This is a genomic window from Hydrogenispora ethanolica (assembly GCF_004340685.1).
GTDB classification, from domain to species: domain Bacteria; phylum Bacillota; class UBA4882; order UBA8346; family UBA8346; genus Hydrogenispora; species Hydrogenispora ethanolica.
This window is the reverse complement of sequence record NZ_SLUN01000023.1, coordinates 35,993-60,271: the sequence shown is the minus strand read 5'-3', so window position 1 is coordinate 60,271 and position 24,279 is coordinate 35,993. Positions and strand designations below refer to the sequence as shown.

Sequence of the window (24,279 nt, the reverse complement as noted above, 5' to 3'; positions counted from 1 at the left end):
TCGGGAACGGAAGGTGATTTCGGTTATTTCCCGAATTCTTGCAATATCGAGTCCAATGAGGCGGGGTGATCAGGATGAATTCGTTTCGCGAACGGAATGAGGCCAATGAGGAATTGACGCTTGCGCCGTATGCGGCCAAGGCCCGGGCGACCCGGGGACGGCAATATCCGGAGCAGGAGGATGATTACCGCACCTGTTACCAGCGGGACCGGGACCGGGTCATCTACACGGCGGCTTTCAAAAACCTGCAATTCAAGACGCAAGTCTTTGTGGTCCATGAAGGAGATTTTTACCGGACCCGGCTGACCCATACCCTGGAAGTGACTCAACATGCCCGGACCTTCGCCCGGGTGCTGCGGGCCAACGAGGATCTGGTGGAGGCCATCGCCTTGGCCCACGACCTGGGGCACGCGCCATTCGGACACGCCGGGGAAGAGATCCTCGCCGAACTACTCAAGAGTTACGGCGGATTCGACCACAATCTGCACAGCCTGAAGGTGGTCGACCGGCTGGAAGAACGGTATCCCAGTTTTCCGGGCTTGAACCTGACCTACGAGACCCGGGAGGGCATCGCCCGGCATCTGACCCGTTTTGACAATCCCCAGCTGCCACCGGAATTCAAGGGATTTCCGCTGCCGGGGATCGAGGCCCAGATCGTGAATCTCTCCGACATGCTCTCCTTCGCTGCCCACGACCTCGACGACGCGCTCCGGGTGGGGCTGGTCCATTGGGAAGAAGTGGCCGAGCTGGAGATCCCGCTCATCAAGGAGATCGTGGCGGCCATCGCGGCCGAGGAAGCGCGGGCGGGGCGGTTCACCAATCAGCTGCGGACGCTCCGGCTGATCCGGCACTTGATCAATGAATTCAATGTGGACTGCATCCTTCAGTCCCAGCGCAATCTGGAGGCCCTGCCCCTCGATTCGCCGGACGCCATCCGGCGGCTGGAACGGCCGGTGGTGGAGCTGTCGCCGCTCCGGAAGCGGGATCTGGAGATGCTCCTCACCTACCTTTACGATCAAGTCTATAAGAATCCGGTGGTCCTGATGATGGTGGAAAAGGGCAAGCTCATCCTGGAACGGCTTTTCAAGCGGTTCTGGGAGAATCCGCAGTTGTTGCCGGCCCAGGTGACCCGGGGCGGCGTCAAACTCGCCGGGGACGGGGAGAATGTCAAGGCGCTTTTGATCGGGGATTATCTGGCCGGACTCACCGACCGGCAGGCGATGGATATCTATGAGATGATGTTCGAACCCTATACCAAGGTCATGGGCTACGGCTTCGGGAAATAACGGCAGATTGCGGCAAATAATGGTTTGACAAAGGCATCCTTTTGATCTATCATAAGGCTATATCAACAGTGGTTTTCACGGAAAACCGAAGGAGTGGTGAGTGGTGGAGGCTGGCCCTAGTAAGCACGGAAACTTGAACTGCATCGCATTCACCCGCCGGAGCCGCTGTTAGGCTGATTTGGTTTGGTCCGTTTTGCGCGCAAACCTCTCGATTCCGGGAGGTTTTATTTTTTTGCGCGGCGGCCGCGGGGACAACAGTACGATTTTTAACGGAATCCCGGACATCTGCATATACTATGGGCAAAGACAATTGTATAGACTCGGTAGGTGAGGCTCCTACAAGGATAAGGGTTGCTACCGCGTAAGATTGGAGACAATCTGAGCTGGTCAACAGATTTTGCCGAATTCAAGGCATCATCTAACGCATCTTCAACGCCTTGTAGTGCCAAAACTCGGACGAGAGTGATGGGGTATTCTTGAAGCTTTCACTGCGTTCGCTCACCGGTGAAAGCTTTGTTATTTTTGGAGTGAGGGGAGGAGTATCCGTGGCTGTCATGAAGAGCTTTTATCTCAGCCGGTTGCTGAACAGCAAGATTCATACTCCTGACGGCGAATTCATCGGGGTATTGAAAGAATTGATCAGTACCAACGCCGAACGGCCGGAAGTAGTGGCCTGCGTGGTCAGCACCAGGGATCATGAGCTGAAGACTTTGGACTGGCGGGGGATCTCCTTGAACAAGGAGAAGAAAGCCTATGTGGTGACGTGCGCTGAAATGATTGAGGCCCAACCGCCGGAACACTCCATTTATTTAAAGAGGCACATTTTAGACAAGCAGATCGTGGATATGGACGGCAAAAAAGTGGTGCGGGTGAACGATATCCGCATGGCCGCCATTTCCAGCGGTTTTTACGTAGTGGCGGTCGACGTCGGCATGGAGGGATTGATGCGCCGCCTGGACCTGGCCAGACCGACCCAGCGGATGCTGGAGATCTTCGGCAAGAGCCTTCCCAGCAAGTTGATCCTGTGGAGCAACATGGAACCGATCGGCCCGCCCCTCGATAACCTGCGGTTGTCGACGACCGCTTCCAAACTGAGCACCCTGCATCCTTCGGAACTGGCGGACATCATTGAGGAATTGGATGTGAAGACCGGCGCGGCCATCTTCAATTCGCTGGACCACGACCGGGCCGCCGACGTGCTGGAAGAGCTGGAGTCGGATGTCCAATACAGCATCCTGGATCAGCTGCCGGTGGGGAAAGCCGCCGACGTGCTGGAGAAGATGCCCGCCGACGAAGTGGCGGATATCCTCGACGAACTGCATGAAGACAAAGCCGAACAGCTATTGAGCGAGATGGACCAGGAAACTTCGGAAGAGGTCCGGGAACTGATGGAGTACCCGGAGAATACCGTCGGCAGCCTGATGTCCACCGATTATATTTCATTCCAGGAGACGATGACGGTGGAGGAGACCCTGGCCGAACTGCGGCGGCTCAAGCCGGAATCCGACACCATTTACTATCTGTACGTGGTCGATGATGAGAACCGGCTCAGCGCGATCCTGTCGCTCCGCGATCTGGTGGTGTCCCAGCCCGAGGTCCGCCTGGAACAGATCATGAACCGCAAGGTGATCTATGTCCGGGATGACGACCCCATCAACTCGCTGGTGGAGATCATCTCCAAATACAGTCTGCTGGCCGTGCCGGTGGTCGATAAAGATGCCGTCATGCTGGGCGTGGTCATCATCGATGACGTGGTCTACGAATTGTTGCGGCCCAAGAAAAAACGGCTTTGAACCCATGGCATCAGGTCCGTCGGCAACATGATCAAACCGGTGAGATGGTTTGGCGCCGGACAGCCTGAAAATTTTTGACAGCGGGGCGGTAAACGATTGGGGATCCGGGGCGGGATGAGTCCCCGGATGTGGAGGAACAGATGCGGGATTTTTGGAAACGCAAGTGGCGTTCGTTTTTGCTCTTTCTGACCATTGTCGGGCCGGGCTTGATCACCGCCAACGCCGACAATGATGCGGGCGGCATCGCCACTTACGCCACCATTGGCGCCAAGTACGGCTATAAAATGCTATGGGGGCTGCTGCTGATCACCTTCAGCCTGGCGATCATCCAGGAGATGAGCGCCCGGATGGGCGTGGTCACCGGCAAAGGGCTCTCCGATCTGATCCGGGAGCAATTTGGGGTGCGGTTGACCCTCTTTGCGATGGTCACGTTGTTTTTGGCGAATATCGGGACGGTGATCGCCGAGTTCGCGGGGATCGCCGCCAGCCTGGATATCTTCGGCGTCCCCAGCATCATCAGCGTTCCGGTGGTGGCGCTGCTCATCTGGCTTCTGGTGGTAAAGGGCTCCTATGCCTTGGCCGAGAAGGCTTTCTTAATCTTATCGCTGGTTTTCCTCTCCTACGTTGTCTCGGGGGTACTGGCCAAGCCGGACTGGCATGAGGTGCTCAAGGCATCGGTTCATCCCCAGTTTGTGTGGGACGGCCAGTTTATCCTGCTCTTTATCGGGATGATCGGCACGACCATCACTCCCTGGATGCAGTTTTTTCTGCAATCCTCGGTGGTGGATAAGGAGATCGCCATCGAACATTACGCTTATGAACGGGCCGATGTGCTGATCGGCGCGTTTATCACGGATTTTATTGCCTTTTTCATCATCGTTTCCACCGCCGCCACCCTTTACAAGACGGGCGTCGTGGTCAGTACGGCCGAGGATGCGGCCCGGGCGTTGGGGCCGCTCGCCGGCGCCAACGCCAAGTACCTGTTTGCACTGGGATTGTTCGGCGCGTCCACCCTGGGGGCGGGGATCGTGCCGCTCTCGACCTCCTATGCGATCTGCGAAGCCTTTGGCTGGGAGAGCAGCATCAACCGGAAGTTCAAGGAAGCGCCGATCTTTTTCACCCTCTATACTTTATTGATTGCTATCGGCGCTTGCGTTATCTTCATTCCGGTGCGCCAGTTATTCTCGATCATGCTGGTCTCGCAGGTGATCAACGGCATCCTGGTCCCGATCATCCTGATCTTTATGCTGAAGTTGACCAACGACCCCAAGGTGATGGGGGAACATACCAACAAACCGTTCTTTAATATCCTTTCCTATATCACGGTCGGCGCCATCATTTTACTGACGGTGGTTTATACGGCCGATATCTTCATTCCGATCTTTTGAAGGTGGACCATGAAACAACGGATCGATACTTGGCTTGTGGAGCAGGGATACTTTGAAAGCCGCGAGAAAGCGCAACGGGCGATCATGGCCGGCGAGGTGAGCATCGGCGGCAAACGGATCGAGAAGCCCGGCCAAACGGTGGACCCCGGGTCTCAACCGGTGACCGTCACGACCGGCGGGCCGCAATATGTCAGCCGGGGCGCCCATAAACTGGCCAAGGCCCTGACCGGGTTCGGCATCGCGGTGGCCGGCCGGATCTGCCTGGATGCCGGGGCCTCGACCGGCGGTTTTACCGATTTGCTGCTGCAGTCGGGAGCGGCCGGGGTTTACGCCGTGGATGTCGGATATGGCCAGCTCGCCTGGAAACTGCGCCAGGATCCCAGGGTGACGGTGTTCGAACGGGAGAACATCCGTTATTTCGATTCCTCCCGCTTGCCGGAGCCGCCGGACCTGATCACTGCCGACCTTTCCTTTATCTCGCTGGAACTGGTCTTACCGAAGTTTCGCGACTTGATCCGGCCCGGCGGCGAGCTGATCACCCTGATCAAACCGCAATTCGAAGCCGGCAAGGAGAAAGTGGGCAAGAAAGGGGTGGTCCGGGATAGCGGGGTCCACTGTGAAGTCCTGCAACGCTTGATCCGGAACGGACCCGGTTTGGGCTGGAAGCTGATGGGCTTGACCTTTTCCCCGATCCGGGGACCGGAGGGAAATATCGAGTATCTCGGGCACTGGCGCTTGGCGGCCGAACATCCCGCCGCCCCCGATCTGGAACCGGACCGGGTGGTCGCCGAAGCCTGGCGCGCGCTCCAAGACGCGTAACCGGCTGCCCGCCGGTAAAACCGCAAAAGAATCCGATGGTTTCAACGCGTTTCCGAATGGGCGAATGATACGCCCATTTTTTATCGGGCCGATGAACGCAGGAGATCCCGGGCCGACGGCGAATCATTTATCGATTGTGATTCTGTTTCCAACGGGGGTAGCCTGTGATGCCGTCTGCCACACAATTTTTTGCGTTGAATACCCGGATCGTCTTCGGAATGGATGCCGTCCGGGAACTTCCGGCGGTTGGAAAGCCCTTCGGAACCAAGGTCCTGGTGGTCACCGGCCGGCATTCCACCGTCCATAACGGCGTATTGGCGCGAATTGAAAGCTTGCTGGCCGAGGCCGGGCTGACCCCGTTCCGTTTCGCCGAAGTGGAGCCGGAACCGTCCCTGGGGACGCTGGCCAAGGGCCTGGAACTGGCCCGGAGCGAACAAGTCGAGTGGGTGCTGGGCCTGGGCGGCGGCAGCGCCATGGACACCGCCAAGGCCATTGCCGCGCTTTACCGGACCGGCCAAGGGATCGGCTACTATTTTGACGGCGGGCCGATTGAGTCTCCCGGCCTGCCGATCGTGACGGTTCCGACCACCGCCGGATCGGGGGCGGAAGTGACCTTCAACGCGGTGCTCTCGGATGCCGAGCGCCAAATCAAACAGTCGATCCGCGGACCGCAACTGACGCCAACCGTGGCGGTGGTCGATCCGGGCCTGACTTTTTCCCTGCCGCCGGAGGCGACCGCTTATTCGGGACTGGATGCTCTGGTTCAAGGAATTGAGGCCTTCACTTCCCGCGGCGCCAGCCCGTTGACGGACATCTACGCCTGGTCGGCCGTCGAACGGATCGGCGCTCACCTGCTGCGGGCTTATCAAAACGGTCATGACGCGGAGGCCCGTTCCCAGATGGCGCTGGGCAGCCTGATGGCCGGAGTCGCCTTGAGCAACGCCCGGTTGGGGGCGGTCCACGGCCTGGCGCATCCCATCGGGATCCGCACCGGCAAGCCGCACGGACTGGTTTGCGCGGTGCTGCTGGTGCCGGTGATGCGCTTTAACATGGCGGTCAGTTATGAAAAATACGCCTCCATCGCCAAAGCGCTGGGCCATCCGGTCGGCGGAATGGACCCGATCGACGCCGCCGCCATGGGCATCAAAACCTTAATGGGGCTGGAGAAGAAATTGGGGATCCCGCCCCATATCCGGAGCCTCGGCCTCGCCGAGGCGGACCTGCCGGCAATCGTGGCGGAGAGCCTGCCCTCGGGTTCATTGAAGGCGAACCCCCGGGAGGCCAGGCCGGAAGATCTGCTGAACATCCTGCGGGAAAACTTTTAATCACCGTCCCTTCCTTATCGACCCGGGAAGGGTTTGTTTTATCCGGCGCTGAAAGGCGTTATTTTCGAAAGAAAGGAGCCGCTGATGCGGAAACTAACAACGATTGGGCCCCTTGCGCTCATGGCCATCTTTTTGCTGACGCCCCTGGCGACGGCGGCCCCGGATACCGCCGCCCCTCCCGAGGCCGCGGCGCTCGTGGAACGTTTGACGGCCGCCCCCTGGGATGGGGCGGCCCGCTTGGAGCTGGCCCGGACGTATTATCAGTCCGCCGGATTGGCCCGCTATTTTTCAATGCGGACGCTCCTTTGGACGGAGTCGGCCAAGCGCCGCGGCGATTTGCAGCCGCTGCTGCCAAAGGTCGAAGCGGAACGGAGCCGGTCGCTCCGGGAACAACTGCAACGGCTGTTTACGATCCGCCCCGACGACCCTGCCGGACTGTTGCTGGCCGGAGATTATCATTCTTTTTATTCCCAAAAACAGACCGCTCTCTGGTATTACCAGCGCGCGCTGGCGAATGCCCCCGACTCCCTGGAGGCCCGGCTGGCCTTGGCCGATTATTATTTATTTGAATGGCAGCCGGAGCGGGCCTTGGCGGCGCTGGCCGACCGCCAGGAACCCCTGGCGGCGTTGCGCCGGGGCGCGGCATTCTGGCAGAAAGGCCAATACCATATGGCCCTGGGATATCTCGTTCAAGCCCATCCCTTGCCCCTTGAGTATCAGGCCACCCGGGAAAAAATGCTGGCTCAGGCATATCTGGCGGTGGGGGATCCGGCGGCCGCGGCGGCGGTGAGTCGTGGAACTTCAGGCGATGAGCTGCTGCCCCGGGTCTTATTCCAGGAACTCAAAGGCTGGGTGGGGTGGTTGGCCGGGGCGCCGGACGCGGCGCGCCAAGCTTGGGCCGACGGCAAAGCCCTCTTCCCCGATTACCGCTTTTGGGATCCCTATCTCAACTGGCTGGCCTACCACCAAGGCACCGGTTCCGCTCCCGGGTCCGGCGGTCAGCATTGGCGTGACAGCGACCTGCGCTCGCTAGCCAAGCTATGGGCGGGATATGAGGATGCCCGGAAGGACGATGCGGCCCGCGCCCGCCAGAACTTTCTGGCGGCGGTTCAATTGGATCACCGCGCATTGCTCGGCTTTTTGGAAGCCGGCAACCAGCAATTCAAGAAAGGAAATGATTCGGCCGCCCTCGACCTGTTCGTCCAGGGACTGGCGGTCAATTCAAACTTTGCGCCTTTGCTCCGGCAACGGGCCGAAGTGTACCGAAAACTGAAAGAACCGGCCAAGGCGGAGAAAGATCAGAAAGCGGCAACCAAGGCTCTGGCCTCGGCCAAAAGCGCCTTGCTGAACGGAACGTTAACGGTCAATCACGAAGGGAAGGGCTTATTGATCCTCAGCGGCGCCACCAAGGATCTCCTCGGCTTCTGGTTCAGCCCCGACGGGAGCCACTGGCAGTGGGAGTTTTGGTGGGGCGGACCGCTGGTCCTCAAGAACAATCCCGACGCCTTATGGGTGCTCCCGGCCGGCAATGGACTCTCAGGGGAAGCGCTCTACTTGCAAAAGACGAAGGCGGCTGCTCCGGCGGTTACGCCGGGCCCGCCGGAGATCAGTCCTACGGCCGTCCGCCTCTCTTTCTCGGAACCGGTGCGGCTCATCGTGGAGAATCTCTCCTCCGGCGGAGCGTGGGTCGGGGAGGAAGCGGCTCAGGCATTCGCGATTCCATTAGCTTTCTTCCAACCGGGTCACCAGGACTTGCGCCTCTGGTATCAGGGGGCGTCCGGCATTTGGCGGCGGGCTTATCTCACATTGCAAGCCCCGGAGAGCCCTCCGCAGCTTCCGGTGTCCATCGCGCTCGAGGCGCAACCGTTCACTGCCGACCGCCGGATTCGTTGCCGGGTGATGCTCCAAACCCCGCCAACAGCCGGATTGGAAATGAGCCTCAGCGAGGCGGGGGCGGCCGATCCCGCGTGGCTGCCCTACCGGCCCCAAGCGGAGATTGTTCTTTCGGACGGCGATGGGCCCAAAACGATTGTGCTGCGGGTTCGCGACCGCTCCGGCACGGTCGTGGAGACTTCGACGGTGGTGGAAGCGGATACCCAGCCGCCCCGGGTGGCGCAGTTCACCTTCGAGACCGGCGAGCCGGAGCGACTGGCGCTATCATGGCAGACCGATGAACCGGTTACTGCCGAATTGCACCTCTTTCATCCGCACGGCGATTGGCAGGAGCTGGCGGTGGGACCATGGCAGGAAAATGACTACCGCGTGGAACTGGACCCGACCGCTGTCGTCTACTGCCGCTTGCTCTTGAAGGATCGGGCCGGCAACCGCGTTCTCTACACGCCAGCGGGCTTGAACGAACGGTTGAGCCGGAACCTTCCGGTGCGCTTTGAGATTGAAGACGGTCCGGCGGGCTTCATCAAAATTCGTCCTACTGACGGAGAGCCGGAATTCGCTTGGTCGGTCAGCAATGATCTGCGGATCTGGTCGGCGTGGCGTCAGGGAGATGAGCCGCTAGTCTGGCGGCCCGTTGTGCAACCCGGAGTGCAGTTCGTTTATATCCGCTACCGTTTCAACGGCGAGGATACCCGCCTCATGGTCCAGCCGGTACCCGGCGCGAAGAATTGAGTGATGGCGGACGGGACAGGATATTAAGTTCAGAGGCTGGCCCCGAAGCAATCCAGGGCCAGCCTTTTTATATGAAAATATGAAATAATCGAAAAAAGCGCGACCAGACCCCTCGGTCCCGGGGTTCGGGTCAGGAATCGCTTCGTTGACATCCAAGCGAAACCATCGACTTTTTACCCCCCTGACATTAAACGGTTTTTAGCTGCGCTTTCCCGACTTATCCACAGCCAAGATTCATTGACCCTATTCAATGTTCCCGTTTATCCACAGAAATAGCTTACTGATTCACAAAAAGAACTCTTTTATTCACAAAAAGAGCTTGCCCGACGACTGAAAGAGCTCATTCTTCCGAAAAAGAGCTCTTTCAGTCACAAAATGAGCTCATTTATCCACAAAAAGAGCTCATTCATTCACAAAACGAGCTCTTTTATTCACAAAAAGAGCTCATTTATCCACAAAAAGAGCTCATTCATTACAAAACGAGCTCTTTTATTCACAAAAAGAGCTCTTTTATTCACAAAAAGAGCTCGCTCGACGATTGAAAGAACTCTTTTTCCCCAAAAAGAGCTCATTGAGCGACTGAAAGAGTTCTTTTTGTCACCAAAAGAGATCCGTGATTCGCAAAATGAGCTCATTCAGCGTCTCAACCCGGTCATCTGTCATAAAATGACGCTACTCCCGAGGACCAAGTTCGCTCCGCTCACTCACGGAAGAGATTGAAGGATAAGTCATGCCGTCGCGGGTCCTAACCCCCGGCCCTGACGGTTGATGTCCGCGGGGCATGAATGCCCCGGCTACAAGATGGAAGTCCAAGCCAGGACGGCTAAAGGCGAGCGGCCAGGGATGGCATTACGCGCAGCCCCTTCCGTGGCTAATTTTAAGCAGAATATTTTTATCCCGTTTTTTAGGGCCTTTCAAGGTCCTTTCGCCTTGTAGCCGGGTGATTTATCGCCCGGGTCGGCGTTCAACCCGTCAGCTAAAGTTTCCACGATAGCTTGATGACATTGCCCGAACCGGGCTGGGGAACCACCGGGTTCCGGGGCCCAAAAGCCTTTGGGTTCCGAAGAATGGTGATCACGTCCGGTGAAAAACGGATCATGGCGGATAAAAAGGTTTATTTTCGAAAATGATTTTGATATAATCTTTTTCGTATCTTCGATTGGGACGGGACCAATACGATTTCACGATACATTCGAACCTTTCTTGGACTCGCCCCGGGACTTAAGGAGGAAAAGCCGATGGAACTTTGGTATACGGAACAGCAAACCCCCAATCTGGGATTGTCGTGCAAGATCAACCGGACATTGCATGTGGAAAAGACGGAATATCAGGATCTGGCGGTCATCGATACGATCCAGTACGGCAGGATGCTGGTATTGGACGGCATGGTGATGACGACCGAGGTCGACGAGTTTGTCTATCATGAAATGATCACCCACGTGGCGCTGAATACGCATCCCCGCCCGGAACGGGTCCTAGTGGTCGGCGGCGGAGACGGGGGCGCGATCCGGGAGATCATTAAACATACTTCCGTCAAAGAGGCGGTATTGGGCGAGATCGACCGCCGGGTGGTCGAGGTCAGCCAAGAGTATCTGCCGAGTATCGCGGGGGCCTTGACCGACGCCCGGGTGACGCTGGCCATCGGCGATGGCGTGGAACATGTCCGGCAGAGCAAGGGAAAGTATGATGTCATTTTGGTGGACTCCACCGAGCCCATCGGTCCGGCCGTGGGACTCTTCAGCCGGGAGTTCTATCAAGATGTCTATGAGGCCCTGACGCCGGATGGAATCATGGTCGCTCAGAGCGAATCGCCGTTCGTCAACCAGGACGTGATCCGGATGATTCATACCAATCTGCAAGGGGTTTTTCCCATCAAACATCTGTATCTGGCCAGCATTCCGACCTATCCGTCGGGGTTGTGGAGTTTCACGTTGGCCAGTAAGAAATGGGATCCCTTGCAGGCCGATCCGGCGACGTTTCAAGCCATGGAGACGAAGTACTATACGCCCGATGTCCATTTCGGCGCCTTCAAATTGCCGAAGTTTGCAGCGGACCTGGTGAAATAAGTTTATTCGGTTTCCTAACGCGCCACTCCGGAGATTCCGCGGGTGGCGTTTTTATTGCCACTTTAAATCAATATGAATAAAACGGATAAATTTTATTTCTCAATAACTCTCATAGTACGCAAAAATTTTTCATAGTATTGAAGGAAATTCGCAGATGAGGTTGAACTATACTTCCATAGTGGACTATACCACTACGAAAATCTTTTGGTCAATAAGAAATTTACTGTCCGAAATTCCAAAGGGAGGGATGTCGTGTTGAAAAATTTTTCCAGCATCGTATGGGGGCTTTCTCTGTTGTCGGTATTTGCCGCCGGTTCCGGAGCCTTGGGCGCCGAAGGGGCGCCGCAAAAACGATTCGTCGTCTATTTCACCAATTGGTCCGGTTATAGCGCGGTTCACCAAAAATTTGAGGTCGGCAAGATCCCTTGGGATAAAGTCACCCATATCAATCATGCCTTTATGACGGTGGGCAAGGATTTTCGATTGGCCTATACCGACGATTGGGCCGACACCAAGATGCAGTTTAACGGTTTGTCGGGGCATTTGGCGAATTACGAATATTACAAGAAAAAATATCCCGACGTTAAAGTGTTGATTTCGGTCGGGGGCTGGACCCGGGGGGAAAACTTTCACGCCATGGCCGCAACCGAGACTGGCCGGGAGACTTTCGCCCGGAGCTGCCTGGATTTTCTGAAGCGCCATCCCTATATCGACGGGGTTGACATCGACTGGGAGTATCCGGGGGTCGACCGCGACCGGGATCCGCGGGACGAGAATGACCGGGGCTGCCCCGGCGGCCCGGAGGGCGGGCATGATTTCACCCTGCTCTTAAAGACCTTGCGCGAGACGTTCGACGGGAACGGCATGGCAGAAAAACTGCTGACGATCGCGGCTCCGGCCGGTTATGACAAGATCGCTCTCTTGGAAACGGGAGAATTCATCCGCTACATCGATTTCATGAACGTGATGACCTATGATTTTCATAACGGCGGCAACGTGACCAACCATCACGCGGCGCTTTACAGTAACCCCGACGATCCCTCGGAGACGGAGCCGGTCGATGTCAAGAACCGGTATAACTGTGACGCCATCATTAAGTACCTCACCGGAGAATGCGGCATTCCCGGGGCAAAGATCAATCTGGGAGTTCCCTACTACTCCCATGGCTGGAAAGGGGTGAAGGAGGGCAGCGGGACTGACGGGCTGTTCGCCGCCGCTGACGGCCCTTCCACCGGCAGTTGGGATAATCCCAAAGCGCCGGGGGGCGTGCAACCCTATTTTAAGCTGAGGGAGTTGGAGAAGGCCAAAGGCTATCAGAAATACCGGGACGAGTGCGCCAGAGTCCCCTGGTTGTACAGCCCGCAAAAAGGGGAGATGTACACCTATGACGATGAGATCTCAATCGCTGAAAAATGCGATTACGTCAATGCCAACGGCCTCGGCGGGGTGATGGTGTGGGAGATCGACGGCGACGACAAGCAGTTCACCTTGACAAACACGATCTATCGGAAGCTCTTTCAATAATAAATAATCATGCTTCGCGCGAAAAAACCTCCGGTCAAAATGCCCGGAGGTTTTTCATTGTTTCCGTGAAAAAGCTTGGCAATCCATGAATTTGCGATATAATAAGATTTAACTTGGATCCAGATGGTGGAAGGGGGTGAAACGATGCGGGTCGGCGATATGGAGCAGGAACGTGTGGCGATGTGGCGGCCGTCACTCAGTCCTGGAATTGAACTGTGCCGCGCGAAGCTAGTCCGGCATGCCTTTCCGCCTCATATGCATGAAACGTATGTCATCGGCTTTAACGATTTCGGGCGGGGTTCATTTCAGTACCGGGGTGAAACAAAGCGGGTATATCCGGGGACGATCGATCTTTTAAATCCTGGCGAGATCCATACCGGGCAGGTCGATACAGCGGAGGGATGGGCATACCGCAATATCTGTATTAGCGAGTCATTCATGCAAGGATTGGCCGATGCGATTGACTGGCGTGGACGGCACTTGCCGCTTTTTCGGGTTGCCGTGGTTGAAGACCGCGATCTACATAGCCAACTTCAACAGCTATTCCATCTTTTGGCCGAATCCGCCGCCGGATTGGAACGGGATTCGTTATGGCTCCAGATCATTACGGCCTTGACGCGGAAATATGGCGAGGCCCGCACGATCAGGCCCGTAGGCAGGGAAACCGCTACTCTCAAGCGGGTGCGCGTCTATATCGAAGCGCGGTGCCATGAGGAGATATCTTTAGCGGAGTTAGCGGAGTTTGCCCGGTTAAGCCCTTATTACCTGATCCGGGCGTTTCGGGAATGCTATGGCCTGCCGCCCCATCAATTCCAGCGCAATCTGCGGCTTTTAAAGGCAAAAAAGGGGTTATATTTTTTTCGCCAAATACCAAGAGGAGATCGTGGGAACCGTCTCGCTGCTAAAAATCGATGAAAGTACTTTTGAACTTGCAAAACTGGCGGTAACCGAAAAATACCAAGGACTCAAAATCGGGAGACAGCTGATGGAAAAGTGTTTGGCCGTGGCGAAGGAACAGCAGGTCAAGAAAATTATCCTTTACACCAACCACCGGTTAAACGCGGCGCTTATCCTGTACCGAAAATTTGGTTTTCAGGAGATTCCAATGAAACAGAACAAATACCTTGAGGCGGATATTCAAATGGAATTGTCTTTCTAAAAGCCATGTGATAAAGTCGTCCATTCGGAAATCATCCTTTCAGTGGACTAAAAAACGACTTTATCACTTGCTTTTCTGAGCTTTTGTGTTCACCCTGTCCTTCGAACAGGGTTTATCACAACGCTTCTAAAACAGTTCTTTGATAGGGCCCGTCTTTTGGCGGATCAATAAAGCGAATCTGCGGAAACCAGGTTGAAGGCTGAAAGCAAAGGAAGCAAAATAATGCTTATCGTAAAACTATTGATCGGCATTCTGATCGTCTGGGGTCTCGCCATTGGACTATTGTTCCTGTTTCAAGAGCAGATCTTGTATACCAGGAAACGGGCATCCAAGACCCATTTGAAAAGGATCGAAGCCTTGGGTCCTCGGGTGGAGAGCATCGAAATTTTAACCGATGACCAAACAAAGCTTCATGGATGGCTGGTAAAAAACTCGCCGTTACCAAAGGCGCCGCTGGTGATCTATTTTGGGGGACAGGGCGACGAGCTGTCGGCGGTGGTGGAGGAAGCGGCCAACATGGAGGGTTGGTCGTTTTTGTTGATCAACTATCGCGGTTATGGATTCAGTCAGGGAAGACCCAGTGAAAAAAAGATCTTGGGTGACTCCCTGCGGATATACGACTCTATCGCCAGCCGGGAAGATATCGATCAGGAATGGATTGTGCTGATGGGAAGAAGTTTGGGAACGGGTGTGGCCACCTTTTTAGCCCGACGGAGATGGGCCAAGGGAGTCATTCTGGTATCACCGTATGACAGCATCCTGAGTGTAGCCAAGGGGAAATTCCCGTTCATTCCGGTGGAAAAGATCCTGAGGGATCGATATGAAGCCATATTATCTGCGCCGCATATCGAAACCCCCTTATTGGCGATCATCGCCGAGCGAGATCGCATGGTCACGCCGTCCCATTCCATGCGGCTCATTGAAGAATGGCGCGGGCCAAAGCAGCTTGCAACGATCAAAGGCAAAGGGCATAATGACCTTTTTGATAGCGCGGATTACTGGGAAAGCATTCAGCAGTTTTTGGCCGGCATCCGTTAAGGATGCCGGGATATTCATTCATTATCGCTAATCAGCCGGTACATCTCCGGCCGGCGGTCCTTGAAGATCCCCCAGTAGTCGCGGTATTGCGCCAGCTGATCCAGATCAAACTCCGCGAGCAGCACCGTCTCCTCGTTCCGGCCGGCTTCGGCCACTTTTACCCCGATTTCATTGGCGATGAAGGAGGAACCGTAAAAGGTAACGGTCGACCCCCCCACCGTTTCGCTGCCGATCCGGTTGGAAGCCACCACCGGCATGATGTTGGCGGCGGCATGGCCGCGCATCACCATCTGCCAATGAGTCTTGGAATCGACTTCCGGCCGGTCCGGTTCCGAACCGATGGCAGTCGGGTACATCAAAAGCTCCGCGCCTTGCAAAGCCATGCAGCGGGCGGCCTCGGTAAACCATTGGTCCCAGCAGATGCCGACCCCGATCCTGCCGAAACGCGTCTGCCAGACTTTGAAACCGCTGTCGCCCGGCTCGAAGTAAAACCGCTCCTCATACCCGGGACCGCAGGGAATGTGGGTTTTGCGGTAAATGCCGAGGACGCTGCCGTCGGCGTCGATCATCGCCAGGGAATTGTAGCGGGAGGCTCCGTCCCGCTCATAAAAGCTGATTGGCAGCACCACCCGGAGTTCCCGGGCGATCCGCCGGAAGTGGTCAAGGGCCTTGTTCTCGGCGGCCGGCAGGGCGTATTGGTAATACTGGGGCAGTTTCTCCTGACAGAAGTAAGGAGTTTCAAAAAGCTCCTGCAGCAAGATGACCTGGCCTCCGGAACCGGCGGCCTCTCTGACCATCCGCTCGGCTTTGGCGATATTTTCCTCAATGTTCCAGGAGCAGCTCATCTGCGTCGCTGCGACGACAATGTTGCGCATTGGTTTACCCCCATCAAAGCGATTTGCGAATATCCAACCGGGCCGGCTGGCCCAGCGGCATCTGTTGCGTCAGGCAATGGACGTTTCCGCCGCCTCTGGCGACCACCAGTCCGTCCACGTTGGCGATCCGCCGTTCCGGGAAGAGCCGAGTCAAGGTAGCGATGGCCGCCCGGTCGGTCCGGGGGGAAGCGAAGACCGGCAGGACGATTCCGCCGTTCACGAAGTAAAAATTCAAGTAACTCAAGGTCAAACGGACGCCGTCATAAACGGTGGCCGGCGGTTGTTCAATGGTGACGATCTCCAGGGAGCGGCCCCGGGCGTCGGTTGCCGCCCGCAAGCGCGCCAGGTTTTCCTGGGAGACGGCGAAGTTGGGATCACCGGGATCGGAGCAGACTTGGGCAATCACCTTGCCGGGTGCGGCAAAGCAGGCCACATTGTCGACGTGGCCGTCGGTATCGTCGCCGACCCAGCCGTTTTTCAGCCAGATCACCCGCCCGACGCCGAGATATTTCCCCAGGTAGTCTTCGATTTGGGAGCGGGTCAGCTGGGGATTGCGGTTCGGATTGAGCAGGCATTCCTCGGTGGTCAGCAAGGTTCCTTCCCCGTCCACGTGCAGCGAGCCGCCTTCCATTACCAGCGGCGCGTCGAAACAAGCCACGCCGAAGTGGGCCAACAGCCGCGGCGCGATCCGGTTGTCTTTTTCGAACGGGAACTTGCCGCCCCAGGCGTTAAAAATCCAGTTAATCCCGGCAATTTGGCCTTGTCCGTTCACCACAAAGGTTGGGCCGTTGTCGCGAGCCCAGGAATCATTGTGCTCTAGCGGCAAAACGGCGGCGAACTCCCCGCAATGCACTCGCGCCTCGGCCAGAAGCTCCGGATTGGCGATCAGCGTCACCGGCTCAAATTGGGCGATGGTTCGGACCACTTCCGTATAAGCGGGCAGGATCGCCGGGAAGGGTTCGGGCCAGCCCGCGTCCGGGGTGGGCCACTCCATGATCGTCCGGCTGTGGGGCGCCCATTCGGGCGGCATATAAAAGCCGTAGTCGGTCGGATTCATTCATGCACCTCGTTCATTAATAGCGTTGTGATAAACCCTGTCCGAAGGCCAGGGTGAGCACAAAAGCTCAGGGAAGCAAGGGATAATCGTTTTATCCCTTTAGCAAGCTGATTTCCGGTTCCCAAGACTTCATCCCATGGCTTTTAAAGCGTTGTGATAAACCCTGCCCGAAGGTCAGGGTGAACACAAAAGCTCAGAAAAGCAAGTGATAAAGTCGTTTTAAATCTTTTTTCAAGCTGACTTCCGTTTCGAAAGACTTTACCCCATGGCTTTTAAAAGCGTTGTGAAAAACCCTGTCCGAAGGTCAGGGTGAACACAAAAGCTCAGAAAAGCAAGTGATAAAGTCGTTTTTTAGTCCATTGAAAGGATGATTTCCGAATTTGAGGACTTTATCACATGGCTTTTAAAAGAGCTGGTTTTATTTTAAACAGAAATTACCCGAACGACAATAGATTTTGTGCTGAAAGGCAAACAAATTTCGACCTTCCGTAAAGATGAGCCGAAAAAATCGTGGCCAATCCCTACAAAAATGTTACAATGACGAGATACTCCCGGTTCCGGTTGTAAAACCCAAACCGGTTTGCTATGATAAATCATGTTAGACATGATCCAGGCCGGTCAAAGCCAGCCGCTCCTGCCGGCGTACGGCAGCCCCGGTTCGGGAGCGCTTCGACTTTTTGAATGCAAGGAGGACATTGGTGAGCAAAGAATCATCAGCCCCCGGACTTCACGCCGGGGACGGGTTCCGGACCGGCTTTCCGATCCTGGTCGGGTACTTTCCAATTGCAATAGCCTTCGGACTGCTGGCCAAATCCGCCACGCTGACCTTCGGCGGGAGCCTCTCCTTTTCGGTCTTTGTTTTTGCCGGAGCCAGCCAGTTCATGGCATTGAACCTGTTGAAGACCGGGGTGGCGATAGGGGAGATCATCATCGCCACGTTGCTGCTGAACTTCAGGCACTTGTTAATGAGCGCTTCGCTGGCTGCCCGGTTAGAGGGAAGAAACCGCCGTTTCTTGCCGCTGGTGGCTTTCGGAGTCACGGACGAAACCTTCGCGGTGGCCGCCACCCAGGAGGGTGGCCTGACCATCCCATACTTGCTGGCCTTGGAGGTAACCGCGTACAGCGGTTGGGTCAGCGGCACCGCGGTCGGCTATCTGATCGGGGGGATCCTGCCGCCGTTGGTCCAAGCCAGTTTGGGAATTGGCTTGTATGCGATGTTTGTGGCGTTGTTGATTCCCCAGTGTAAAAAAGCCCGGTCCATCGCCGCCCTAGCGTTGGGAGCGGGACTCATCAACGCCCTGTTGGGCATGGCGAATCTGCTGTCCGGCGGCTGGAATCTGGTGGCGGCCATGCTGATCGCGGCGTGCCTGGGAGCCGCTTTCCGAAAAGAGGATGAAATGGAGGAGGAACGGGCGTGAAGCTTTTCTTACTGGTGGCGGGGATGACGGCAGTCACCTATCTACCCCGCCTGATACCGTTGCTGTCGCTTTCGGACCGGAAGCTGCCGCCCTTCGTCCGCCGCTTTTTGTTATATATTCCATATACCGCGTTGGGAGCCCTAATCATCCCCGGCGCCTTTCAGGCCATTCCCGGCCATCCGCTGGCGGCATCGCTCGGGCTGGCCGCGTCCGGGCTCTGCGCCTGGCTGGGGGGAGGTCTGATCCCGGCGGTGGCCTCCGGAGTGGGAGTCGCCTTTCTCATGTTGTGGCTGCAAGTGGGATAAACTGCGAAAAATCGGAACTGTAACGGAGTGAAAGATTTCATGGAAACCATCCAGTTTACCGCGATCCCCGGTATCAAGGTCGGGCATGCGCAGGATCGGAAGGCCGCCACCGGCTGTACGGTAGTACTCTGCGAGGCGGGAGCCGTGGCCGGCGTCGACGTGCGGGGCGGAGCGCCCGGGACGCGGGAGACGGATCTGTTAAATCCCTTGAATCTGGTCGACCGGGTTCATGCGGTGCTCCTGACCGGCGGCAGCGCCTTCGGCCTCGATGCGGCCGGAGGGATCATGCGTTATCTGGAGGAGCGGGGGATCGGCTTCGATGTCCAGGTGACCCGGGTGCCGATCGTGGCCGGCGCGGTCCTGTTCGATCTGGCCTGCGGCGATTTCCGGGTCCGGCCGGACGCGGCCATGGGTTATCAGGCCTGCCTGCAGGCGAGCGCCGACGATTGTCCGCAGGGCAGCGTCGGAGCGGGAACCGGCGCTACGGTGGGCAAGATCCGGGGCATGAATTTCGCCATGAAAGGCGGCGTCGGCAGCGTGGCCTACCGGGCCGGCGAGCTCATGGTGGGGGCCCTGGTGGCCGTGAACTGCCTGGGCGACGTGGTCGATCCGGCGAGCGGCCGGATCGTTGCCGGGGCGCTGGCCGACGACAGGCGGAGTTTCATCGGGACGGAACAGGTGATGATCGGCCAGTATGAGCGGAAACCCAATCCTTTCTGCGGCAACACCACCATCGGGGTGGTGGCCACCAATGCCATCCTGAACAAGGCGCAAGCCGCTAAGGTCGCCGGGATGGCCCACAACGGGTACGGCCGGACCATCCGGCCGGCGCACACCCTGTATGATGGCGATACGGTTTTTGCCATCGGTACCGGCATGCTCGAAGCCGATATCAGCGTGGTCGGATTGTTGGCGGCCCAGGCCATGGAGCAGGCGGTGCTACGGGCGGTGCGGGCCGCCGATTCGCTGGCGGGGATTCCCGGCCGGTCCGCCCTGGAGTTGCCGTAATCCGGCAAGCAACGCCGCGATTCGAGAAGAGGCGGCGACGGAAAGGGAGAGTGATCATCATGCGTGGACTTCGCAATTCTGCCAAGGCCATCATTATTCAAGACGGCAAACTGCTGTGCACCAAGAATCGGGACGCGTGGGGCGATTTTTATTTGCTGCCCGGCGGTGGCCAGGAGCCGTTCGAAACCTTGCACGAAGCCCTGCGCCGCGAATGCCGGGAAGAGATCGGGGCCGAGATCGAGATCGGCGATCTGCGCTACATCCGGGAGTATATCGGCAAGAACCATGAGTTCGCGGAGTGGGACGGCGATCTGCACCAGATCGAGTTCATGTACGAATGCGCCTTGCGGCCGGGCGCGATGCCGCAAAACGGGGCAGTGCCCGACAGCTATCAGACCGGCATCGCCTGGCTGGCCCTGAACGAATTCGGCAAAGTCCGGCTCTATCCGCAAGCCCTGAAGAAACTGCTCATGGAGGACGGGGTGCTGTTGGGTCCGGTTTATCTGGGCGATGCCGGTTAATCCGGCCGGGTCCGGCTTTACGAAGGCGTAGCACGAGAACGGCCTTGGGAGAGGCTGTAGGAAAGGAAGCGATCAGCGGTGAATCCCATGATGACGACGTTGCTCGACCGGCGTTCGGTCCGGGCGTATCAGGAACGGCCGATCCCCGCCGCGGTGCGGGAGGAGATCCTCCGGGCGGTGCTTCGCGCGCCCACCGCGGGGAACATGATGTTGTATTCGGTGATCGAGATCGCGGCGCAGCCGCTCAAGGAGCGTTTGGCGGAGACCTGCGATCATCAGCCTTTTATCGCCGCGGCGCCGTGGGTGCTGCTTTTTCTGGCCGATTACCAACGCTGGTTCGATTATTTTGAGCATTGCGGGGTCCCCGAATACTGCGCGGCCAAGGGCCAAGCCATGCGCCGGCCGGCGGAGGGCGATCTCTTTCTGGCCTGTTGCGACGCGTTGATTGCGGCCCAGACGGCGGTGGTGGCCGCCGAGTCCCATGGGCTCGGCTCCTGTTATATCGGGGATATTATGGAGAACTACGAGATCCACCGCGAGCTGTTGCAACTGCCGCAATACGTCTTCCCCATTACGATGGTGTGTTTCGGATATCCGACCGAACAGCAACGGGCGCGGCGCCAGCCTCCCCGTTTCCCCATGGAGGCCGTCGTGTACCGGGACGGCTACCGCAGGCTGAACGGAGACGATTTCGCGGCGATGTTCCGGGAGACCGCGGAGCGGGAGTTCCACAATCAGCCTTTCATCGGCGATACGGCCAATATCGGCCAGCACATGTACGTCCGCAAGTTCAACGCCGGTTTCATGCTGGAGATGAACCGCTCGGTCCGGGCGATCCTCCGGGCCTGGCGGGAAGAGGAATAGGGAAGTATCGCCGCGAGGTTCCTTATTTCAAATCCTCTCGCGGGATGGACCAAAATTGTTTTCGATACACTTTTCATTTTAATCGTTTCGTAATGGATCGAACCTGCCGGATGAGTGCAGGTTTTTTTATAAGCGCTTGGGGAAGGTTCCCGGAAATGCGGGATCGGCTCCGTGACGCCGGAAAAATCGGAGCGCCGCTTCTGATTTGGGGTTCTCGGCAGGAAAAGGAGGAAAATAATAGAAAGTAATTGGAGACCCGGTTCGCAACTGAAAAACGCTGGCCGGCCGGGAGCTTCCCAAACTTTCCGAAGACTCATTTCAACAACGCTTAGCCGTGCGCGGCCTGGATAAGCCAAGGAAGTTGCTTCAGCTGCCCAAAGGAAAATTGATAGTCGTTTGAATATGTGATATGATTTTGCAATAGATTGTTGGATTGAGCGATAATCCTTGAATGGGAGCGTAATCATTTGAATCAGCGCGAGATTGCAAAACTGGCGGGTGTTTCATCGGCGACGGTTTCCAGAGTGATCAACCATGATCCCAGTGTGTCCCCGGAGACGGCGGCACGGGTGAACGAAGTCATCGCCAAGCATGGTTATGTACAGAATGTCATCGCCCGGAGCCTTAAAATGGCCAATACGAAGACCATCGGCTTTTTAGTGCCGGATATCTCCAACCCGTTCTTTCCGGCGGTACTCTCGGGCATCGAAGCGGTTTGCGCCAAATACAGGTATAACATGATCATCCAAAACACCAGTGAGGACCGGTTGCGGGAGGAAGCCGCCCTGGAAACGCTCCTCAAACAACGGGTCGATGGATTGTTGGCTATCTTGGTCACCCGGGACAGCGAGCAACTGGCCAAGTTTCAAGCGATGAACATTCCGGTGGTTCTGATCGACCGTTTGACGACCGGCGGGGAATACGACAGTGTGACCATTGACAACGCCGGAGGGGTCGCCCAAGGAATTGAGTATCTAAAACGGCTCGGGCACGCCAGGATCGCCATTATCCATGTGCCGACCGATATTTCACTGGGCGAAGAACGCTTGAACGGCTATCGCCTGGCCATGCAGGAAGCGGGTCTGGAAGTCCTCGAGGAATATATCGTGAACGGCAATGCCATCGAAGAAGGCGGATATTTGGGCGCCCAGGAACTGATGCGGCTCCCCGCCCCGCCGACTGCGATTTTTGCGGCGAACAACCTAATGACGATGGGGGCTTATAAAGCATTGGCCGATGCCAGAATGGCGATTCCCAAAGACGTTTCTTTGCTGGGATTTGACGATTTTTCACTGGCCGGATATCTTTCGCCGCCGATCACCTTGATTAACCGCCCTACCTCGGAGATGGGGAGGAGCGCCGCGGAAATGTTATTCGAGCGCCTGACCGGAAATTCGGAGCGACCGGTCCGGCAGGTGGTCTTGCCAACGGCGCTTCAAATCCGTTCATCTTGCGCTCAGCCCAAGCATTCGCCATCAATGTAATCGTATACAGACGCTTTGCGGCATTATCTATCCGGAGGTGCAAGACTAAGGTAGTTCTGATTTTATCAAAGACTGACCCTCAAAATTGAAATTATAATTGATTCGGTTTTTCCCCATTAAAACATAATTCCGCCCGTTTTTTCAGAATATCAAGTCCGTAATGTCCCAAAATTATTACAAAATTTTCATAATTTTTTAGAATTAGCAGGAAAAAAATTCGGTCAAGCGAATACATATATTGTAATGTATACGTATACAATAGGAGGTTCGGTTGATGAAGATACTGATGGGAGGCAAATGGTGCGAGGCTTCGGACGGAAGACGCCGGAATGTGATCAATCCCTCGACGGGCGAAGCCATTGATTCCGTTCCGCTGGCGACAGCGGAGGATGTAGAGAATTCATTAAAAGCGGCCGATGCCGGAAAAACGGTTATGAGAGGACTCTCCTCATATCAGCGGTATCAAATGCTAAAGAGGTCTTCGGAGTTGATATGGGAGAACCAGACGGAACTGGCCGCCTTGCTGGCGAGGGAGAACGGCAAACCGTTGCGGCAGACCAGCGAAGAGATTCAATGCACGGCCTACATCTTCGAAGGTTTCGCCGAAGAAGCGAAACGGATCATCGGCGAAGTGATCCCCATGGACGCGCAGCCCGGCAACGAGCGCCATTTTTCATATACTGTCCGCCAGCCCATTGGGGTGGTGGCGGCGATCGTCCCTTTCAATTATCCGGTGGAGTTATTCGCGCATAAAGCCGCTCCGGCGCTGGCCGCCGGCAATGCGCTGATCGTCAAGCCTCCGGAGGCGTGCCCGTTGACGTTGCTGCGCATCGCCGAACTCATGCTCGCAGCGGGAGTGCCGGCCGATGGTTTTCAAATGATTACCGGGCCCGGCTCGGTGGTCGGGGAAGCCCTGGCCAGCAGCCCGGTGGTGGATCTGATTACCATCACCGCCAGTACCCGTACCGGACAGCGCGTCAGTGAACTGGCGGCCCAGACCATTAAGCGGGTCACGATGGAACTGGGAGGAAACGACGTCAGCGTGGTCTTCGCCGACGCCGATCTGGAGAAAGCAGCCGAAGCGGTTGTCCTGGGGAGACTGGCCCGGGGCAACGGTCAGATCTGCTGCGCGGTCAAGCGGGTTCTGATCCAAGAGGAGGTTCGCGAGCAGTTCACCCAATTGTTGCTCCGGCGGGCATCGCAGTTGACAGTCGGCGACGCGCTGGATCCGGCGACGGATGTCGGACCGCTGATTCATGAGACCGCCGCGAAGGAAGTCGAGGAGATTGTAAACCGGACGATCGCCCAAGGCGCCCGGGTATTGCTCGGCGCCAGCCGCAACGGCAATTTTTACAGTCCGACCGTTCTGAGCGCTGTCACGCGGGAGATGGCCGTGTTTCGAGAAGAAGTATTCGGGCCGGTGGTGCCGCTGATCGGTTTCCGGACCGAGGCGGAAGCGTTGCAACTCGCTAATGACAGCGCTTATGGGTTGCAGGCGGGAATCTTCACCCGGGATATCTCGCGCGCCATCGATTTTGCCATGAGACTCCAAGCGGGGGGAGTGGTGGTCAACTGGACCGGCGCCTTGCGCGCCGCCAACCTGCCCTTCGGCGGCGTCAAGCTGAGCGGCAAAGGGCGGGAGGGGATCCATCATACCATCGAAGAAATGACCGAGCTGAAAAGCGTGATCTTTCATAATGTTTTCCCCAGTGCATAGGAGGTTT

20 protein-coding genes and 1 riboswitch are annotated in these 24,279 nt (G+C 56.9%); of the genes, 18 read left to right on the top strand and 2 right to left on the bottom strand.

Features of this window, described 5'->3' with window-relative positions:
• Window positions 1-74 precede the first annotated feature (74 nt).
• From EDC14_RS17315 to EDC14_RS17265, 11 genes are all read left to right on the top strand, one after another.
• The gene (locus EDC14_RS17315) at window positions 75-1,286 is read left to right on the top strand and encodes a deoxyguanosinetriphosphate triphosphohydrolase (RefSeq protein ID WP_132015567.1); all 1,212 of its coding nucleotides are present in this window, start codon (window positions 75-77) and stop codon (window positions 1,284-1,286) included.
• Window positions 1,287-1,598: 312 nt separating this feature from the next.
• Window positions 1,599-1,758: riboswitch (M-box (ykoK) riboswitch) on the top strand.
• Window positions 1,759-1,831: 73 nt separating this feature from the next.
• Complete coding sequence (locus EDC14_RS17310; protein WP_132015566.1) at window positions 1,832-3,079, top strand: magnesium transporter; 1,248 nt, start codon at window positions 1,832-1,834, stop codon at window positions 3,077-3,079.
• A gap of 140 nt (window positions 3,080-3,219) precedes the next feature.
• The gene (locus EDC14_RS17305) at window positions 3,220-4,467 is read left to right on the top strand and encodes an Nramp family divalent metal transporter (protein WP_132015565.1); all 1,248 of its coding nucleotides are present in this window, start codon (window positions 3,220-3,222) and stop codon (window positions 4,465-4,467) included.
• 9 nt (window positions 4,468-4,476) lie between these two features.
• The gene (locus tag EDC14_RS17300; RefSeq protein WP_132015564.1) at window positions 4,477-5,286 is read left to right on the top strand and encodes a TlyA family RNA methyltransferase; all 810 of its coding nucleotides are present in this window, start codon (window positions 4,477-4,479) and stop codon (window positions 5,284-5,286) included.
• Between the two features lie 167 nt (window positions 5,287-5,453).
• Entirely contained in the window at window positions 5,454-6,611 is a 1,158-nt protein-coding gene (locus EDC14_RS17295) for an iron-containing alcohol dehydrogenase family protein (RefSeq protein WP_132015563.1), read from the top strand.
• Between the two features lie 84 nt (window positions 6,612-6,695).
• Window positions 6,696-9,236, top strand: coding sequence for a tetratricopeptide repeat protein (locus EDC14_RS17290; RefSeq protein WP_132015562.1), 2,541 nt, complete (start codon window positions 6,696-6,698; stop codon window positions 9,234-9,236).
• A 1,238-nt stretch (window positions 9,237-10,474) separates the two neighbouring features.
• Window positions 10,475-11,302 carry a polyamine aminopropyltransferase gene (speE, locus tag EDC14_RS17285; RefSeq protein ID WP_132015561.1) on the top strand — a complete coding sequence of 276 codons (828 nt, stop codon included), beginning with the start codon at window positions 10,475-10,477 and terminating at the stop codon, window positions 11,300-11,302.
• 252 nt (window positions 11,303-11,554) lie between these two features.
• Window positions 11,555-12,826, top strand: coding sequence for a glycoside hydrolase family 18 protein (locus EDC14_RS17280; protein WP_165908096.1), 1,272 nt, complete (start codon window positions 11,555-11,557; stop codon window positions 12,824-12,826).
• Window positions 12,827-12,970: 144 nt separating this feature from the next.
• A complete protein-coding gene (locus EDC14_RS17275; protein ID WP_165908095.1) occupies window positions 12,971-13,741 on the top strand; it encodes an AraC family transcriptional regulator in 771 nt (256 codons plus the stop codon).
• Window positions 13,710-13,985 (top strand): GNAT family N-acetyltransferase, encoded by a 276-nt coding sequence (locus EDC14_RS17270; RefSeq protein ID WP_243662989.1) that lies wholly within the window; start codon window positions 13,710-13,712, stop codon window positions 13,983-13,985. Before EDC14_RS17275 ends, EDC14_RS17270 begins: the two co-directional genes overlap by 32 nt.
• A 222-nt stretch (window positions 13,986-14,207) precedes the next feature.
• Window positions 14,208-15,023, top strand: a complete 816-nt coding sequence (locus EDC14_RS17265; protein ID WP_132015557.1) for an alpha/beta hydrolase — start codon at window positions 14,208-14,210, stop codon at window positions 15,021-15,023.
• A gap of 14 nt (window positions 15,024-15,037) precedes the next feature.
• On the opposite strand, the gene aguB is transcribed toward EDC14_RS17265, so the two are convergent.
• Window positions 15,038-15,898, bottom strand: a complete 861-nt coding sequence (gene aguB, locus EDC14_RS17260; RefSeq protein WP_132015556.1) for an N-carbamoylputrescine amidase — start codon at window positions 15,896-15,898, stop codon at window positions 15,038-15,040.
• A gap of 13 nt (window positions 15,899-15,911) precedes the next feature.
• Window positions 15,912-16,955 (bottom strand): agmatine deiminase family protein, encoded by a 1,044-nt coding sequence (locus EDC14_RS17255; protein WP_132015555.1) that lies wholly within the window; start codon window positions 16,953-16,955, stop codon window positions 15,912-15,914.
• A gap of 698 nt (window positions 16,956-17,653) precedes the next feature.
• Here EDC14_RS17255 and EDC14_RS17250 point away from each other — a divergent pair.
• The 7 genes from EDC14_RS17250 (at window position 17,654) to EDC14_RS17220 (ending at window position 24,272) form a co-directional block, all read left to right on the top strand.
• Window positions 17,654-18,373: an AzlC family ABC transporter permease gene (locus tag EDC14_RS17250; RefSeq protein ID WP_165908094.1), complete on the top strand. Its 720-nt coding sequence runs from the start codon at window positions 17,654-17,656 to the stop codon at window positions 18,371-18,373.
• Complete coding sequence (locus EDC14_RS17245; protein ID WP_132015553.1) at window positions 18,370-18,678, top strand: AzlD domain-containing protein; 309 nt, start codon at window positions 18,370-18,372, stop codon at window positions 18,676-18,678. The genes EDC14_RS17250 and EDC14_RS17245 overlap by 4 nt, the downstream gene beginning before the upstream one ends.
• 39 nt (window positions 18,679-18,717) lie before the next feature.
• Entirely contained in the window at window positions 18,718-19,686 is a 969-nt protein-coding gene (locus EDC14_RS17240) for a P1 family peptidase (protein ID WP_132015552.1), read from the top strand.
• Window positions 19,687-19,745: 59 nt separating this feature from the next.
• Entirely contained in the window at window positions 19,746-20,207 is a 462-nt protein-coding gene (locus tag EDC14_RS17235) for an NUDIX domain-containing protein (protein ID WP_132015551.1), read from the top strand.
• Between the two features lie 87 nt (window positions 20,208-20,294).
• The gene (locus tag EDC14_RS17230) at window positions 20,295-21,071 is read left to right on the top strand and encodes a nitroreductase family protein (RefSeq protein WP_341540168.1); all 777 of its coding nucleotides are present in this window, start codon (window positions 20,295-20,297) and stop codon (window positions 21,069-21,071) included.
• Window positions 21,072-21,538: 467 nt separating this feature from the next.
• The gene (locus tag EDC14_RS17225) at window positions 21,539-22,555 is read left to right on the top strand and encodes a LacI family DNA-binding transcriptional regulator (protein ID WP_132015549.1); all 1,017 of its coding nucleotides are present in this window, start codon (window positions 21,539-21,541) and stop codon (window positions 22,553-22,555) included.
• A 274-nt stretch (window positions 22,556-22,829) separates the two neighbouring features.
• Window positions 22,830-24,272 carry an aldehyde dehydrogenase family protein gene (locus EDC14_RS17220; RefSeq protein ID WP_243662988.1) on the top strand — a complete coding sequence of 481 codons (1,443 nt, stop codon included), beginning with the start codon at window positions 22,830-22,832 and terminating at the stop codon, window positions 24,270-24,272.
• The last annotated feature ends 7 nt before the right edge of the window (window positions 24,273-24,279 follow it).

Excerpts from the sequence above, each read along its gene's own strand:
- EDC14_RS17230 (WP_341540168.1), top strand. The coding sequence starts at position 20,295 with ATGATGACGACGTTGCTCGACCGGCGTTCGGTCCGGGCGTATCAGGAA.
- EDC14_RS17255 (WP_132015555.1), bottom strand. The coding sequence starts at position 16,955 with ATGAATCCGACCGACTACGGCTTTTATATGCCGCCCGAATGGGCGCCC.
- EDC14_RS17315 (WP_132015567.1), top strand. The coding sequence starts at position 75 with ATGAATTCGTTTCGCGAACGGAATGAGGCCAATGAGGAATTGACGCTT.
- EDC14_RS17295 (WP_132015563.1), top strand. The coding sequence starts at position 5,454 with ATGCCGTCTGCCACACAATTTTTTGCGTTGAATACCCGGATCGTCTTC.
- EDC14_RS17220 (WP_243662988.1), top strand. The coding sequence starts at position 22,830 with ATGAAGATACTGATGGGAGGCAAATGGTGCGAGGCTTCGGACGGAAGA.
- EDC14_RS17305 (WP_132015565.1), top strand. The coding sequence starts at position 3,220 with ATGCGGGATTTTTGGAAACGCAAGTGGCGTTCGTTTTTGCTCTTTCTG.
- aguB (WP_132015556.1), bottom strand. The coding sequence starts at position 15,898 with ATGCGCAACATTGTCGTCGCAGCGACGCAGATGAGCTGCTCCTGGAAC.
- EDC14_RS17300 (WP_132015564.1), top strand. The coding sequence starts at position 4,477 with ATGAAACAACGGATCGATACTTGGCTTGTGGAGCAGGGATACTTTGAA.
- EDC14_RS17290 (WP_132015562.1), top strand. The coding sequence starts at position 6,696 with ATGCGGAAACTAACAACGATTGGGCCCCTTGCGCTCATGGCCATCTTT.
- EDC14_RS17265 (WP_132015557.1), top strand. The coding sequence starts at position 14,208 with ATGCTTATCGTAAAACTATTGATCGGCATTCTGATCGTCTGGGGTCTC.
- EDC14_RS17235 (WP_132015551.1), top strand. The coding sequence starts at position 19,746 with ATGCGTGGACTTCGCAATTCTGCCAAGGCCATCATTATTCAAGACGGC.
- EDC14_RS17240 (WP_132015552.1), top strand. The coding sequence starts at position 18,718 with ATGGAAACCATCCAGTTTACCGCGATCCCCGGTATCAAGGTCGGGCAT.
- EDC14_RS17275 (WP_165908095.1), top strand. The coding sequence starts at position 12,971 with ATGCGGGTCGGCGATATGGAGCAGGAACGTGTGGCGATGTGGCGGCCG.
- speE (WP_132015561.1), top strand. The coding sequence starts at position 10,475 with ATGGAACTTTGGTATACGGAACAGCAAACCCCCAATCTGGGATTGTCG.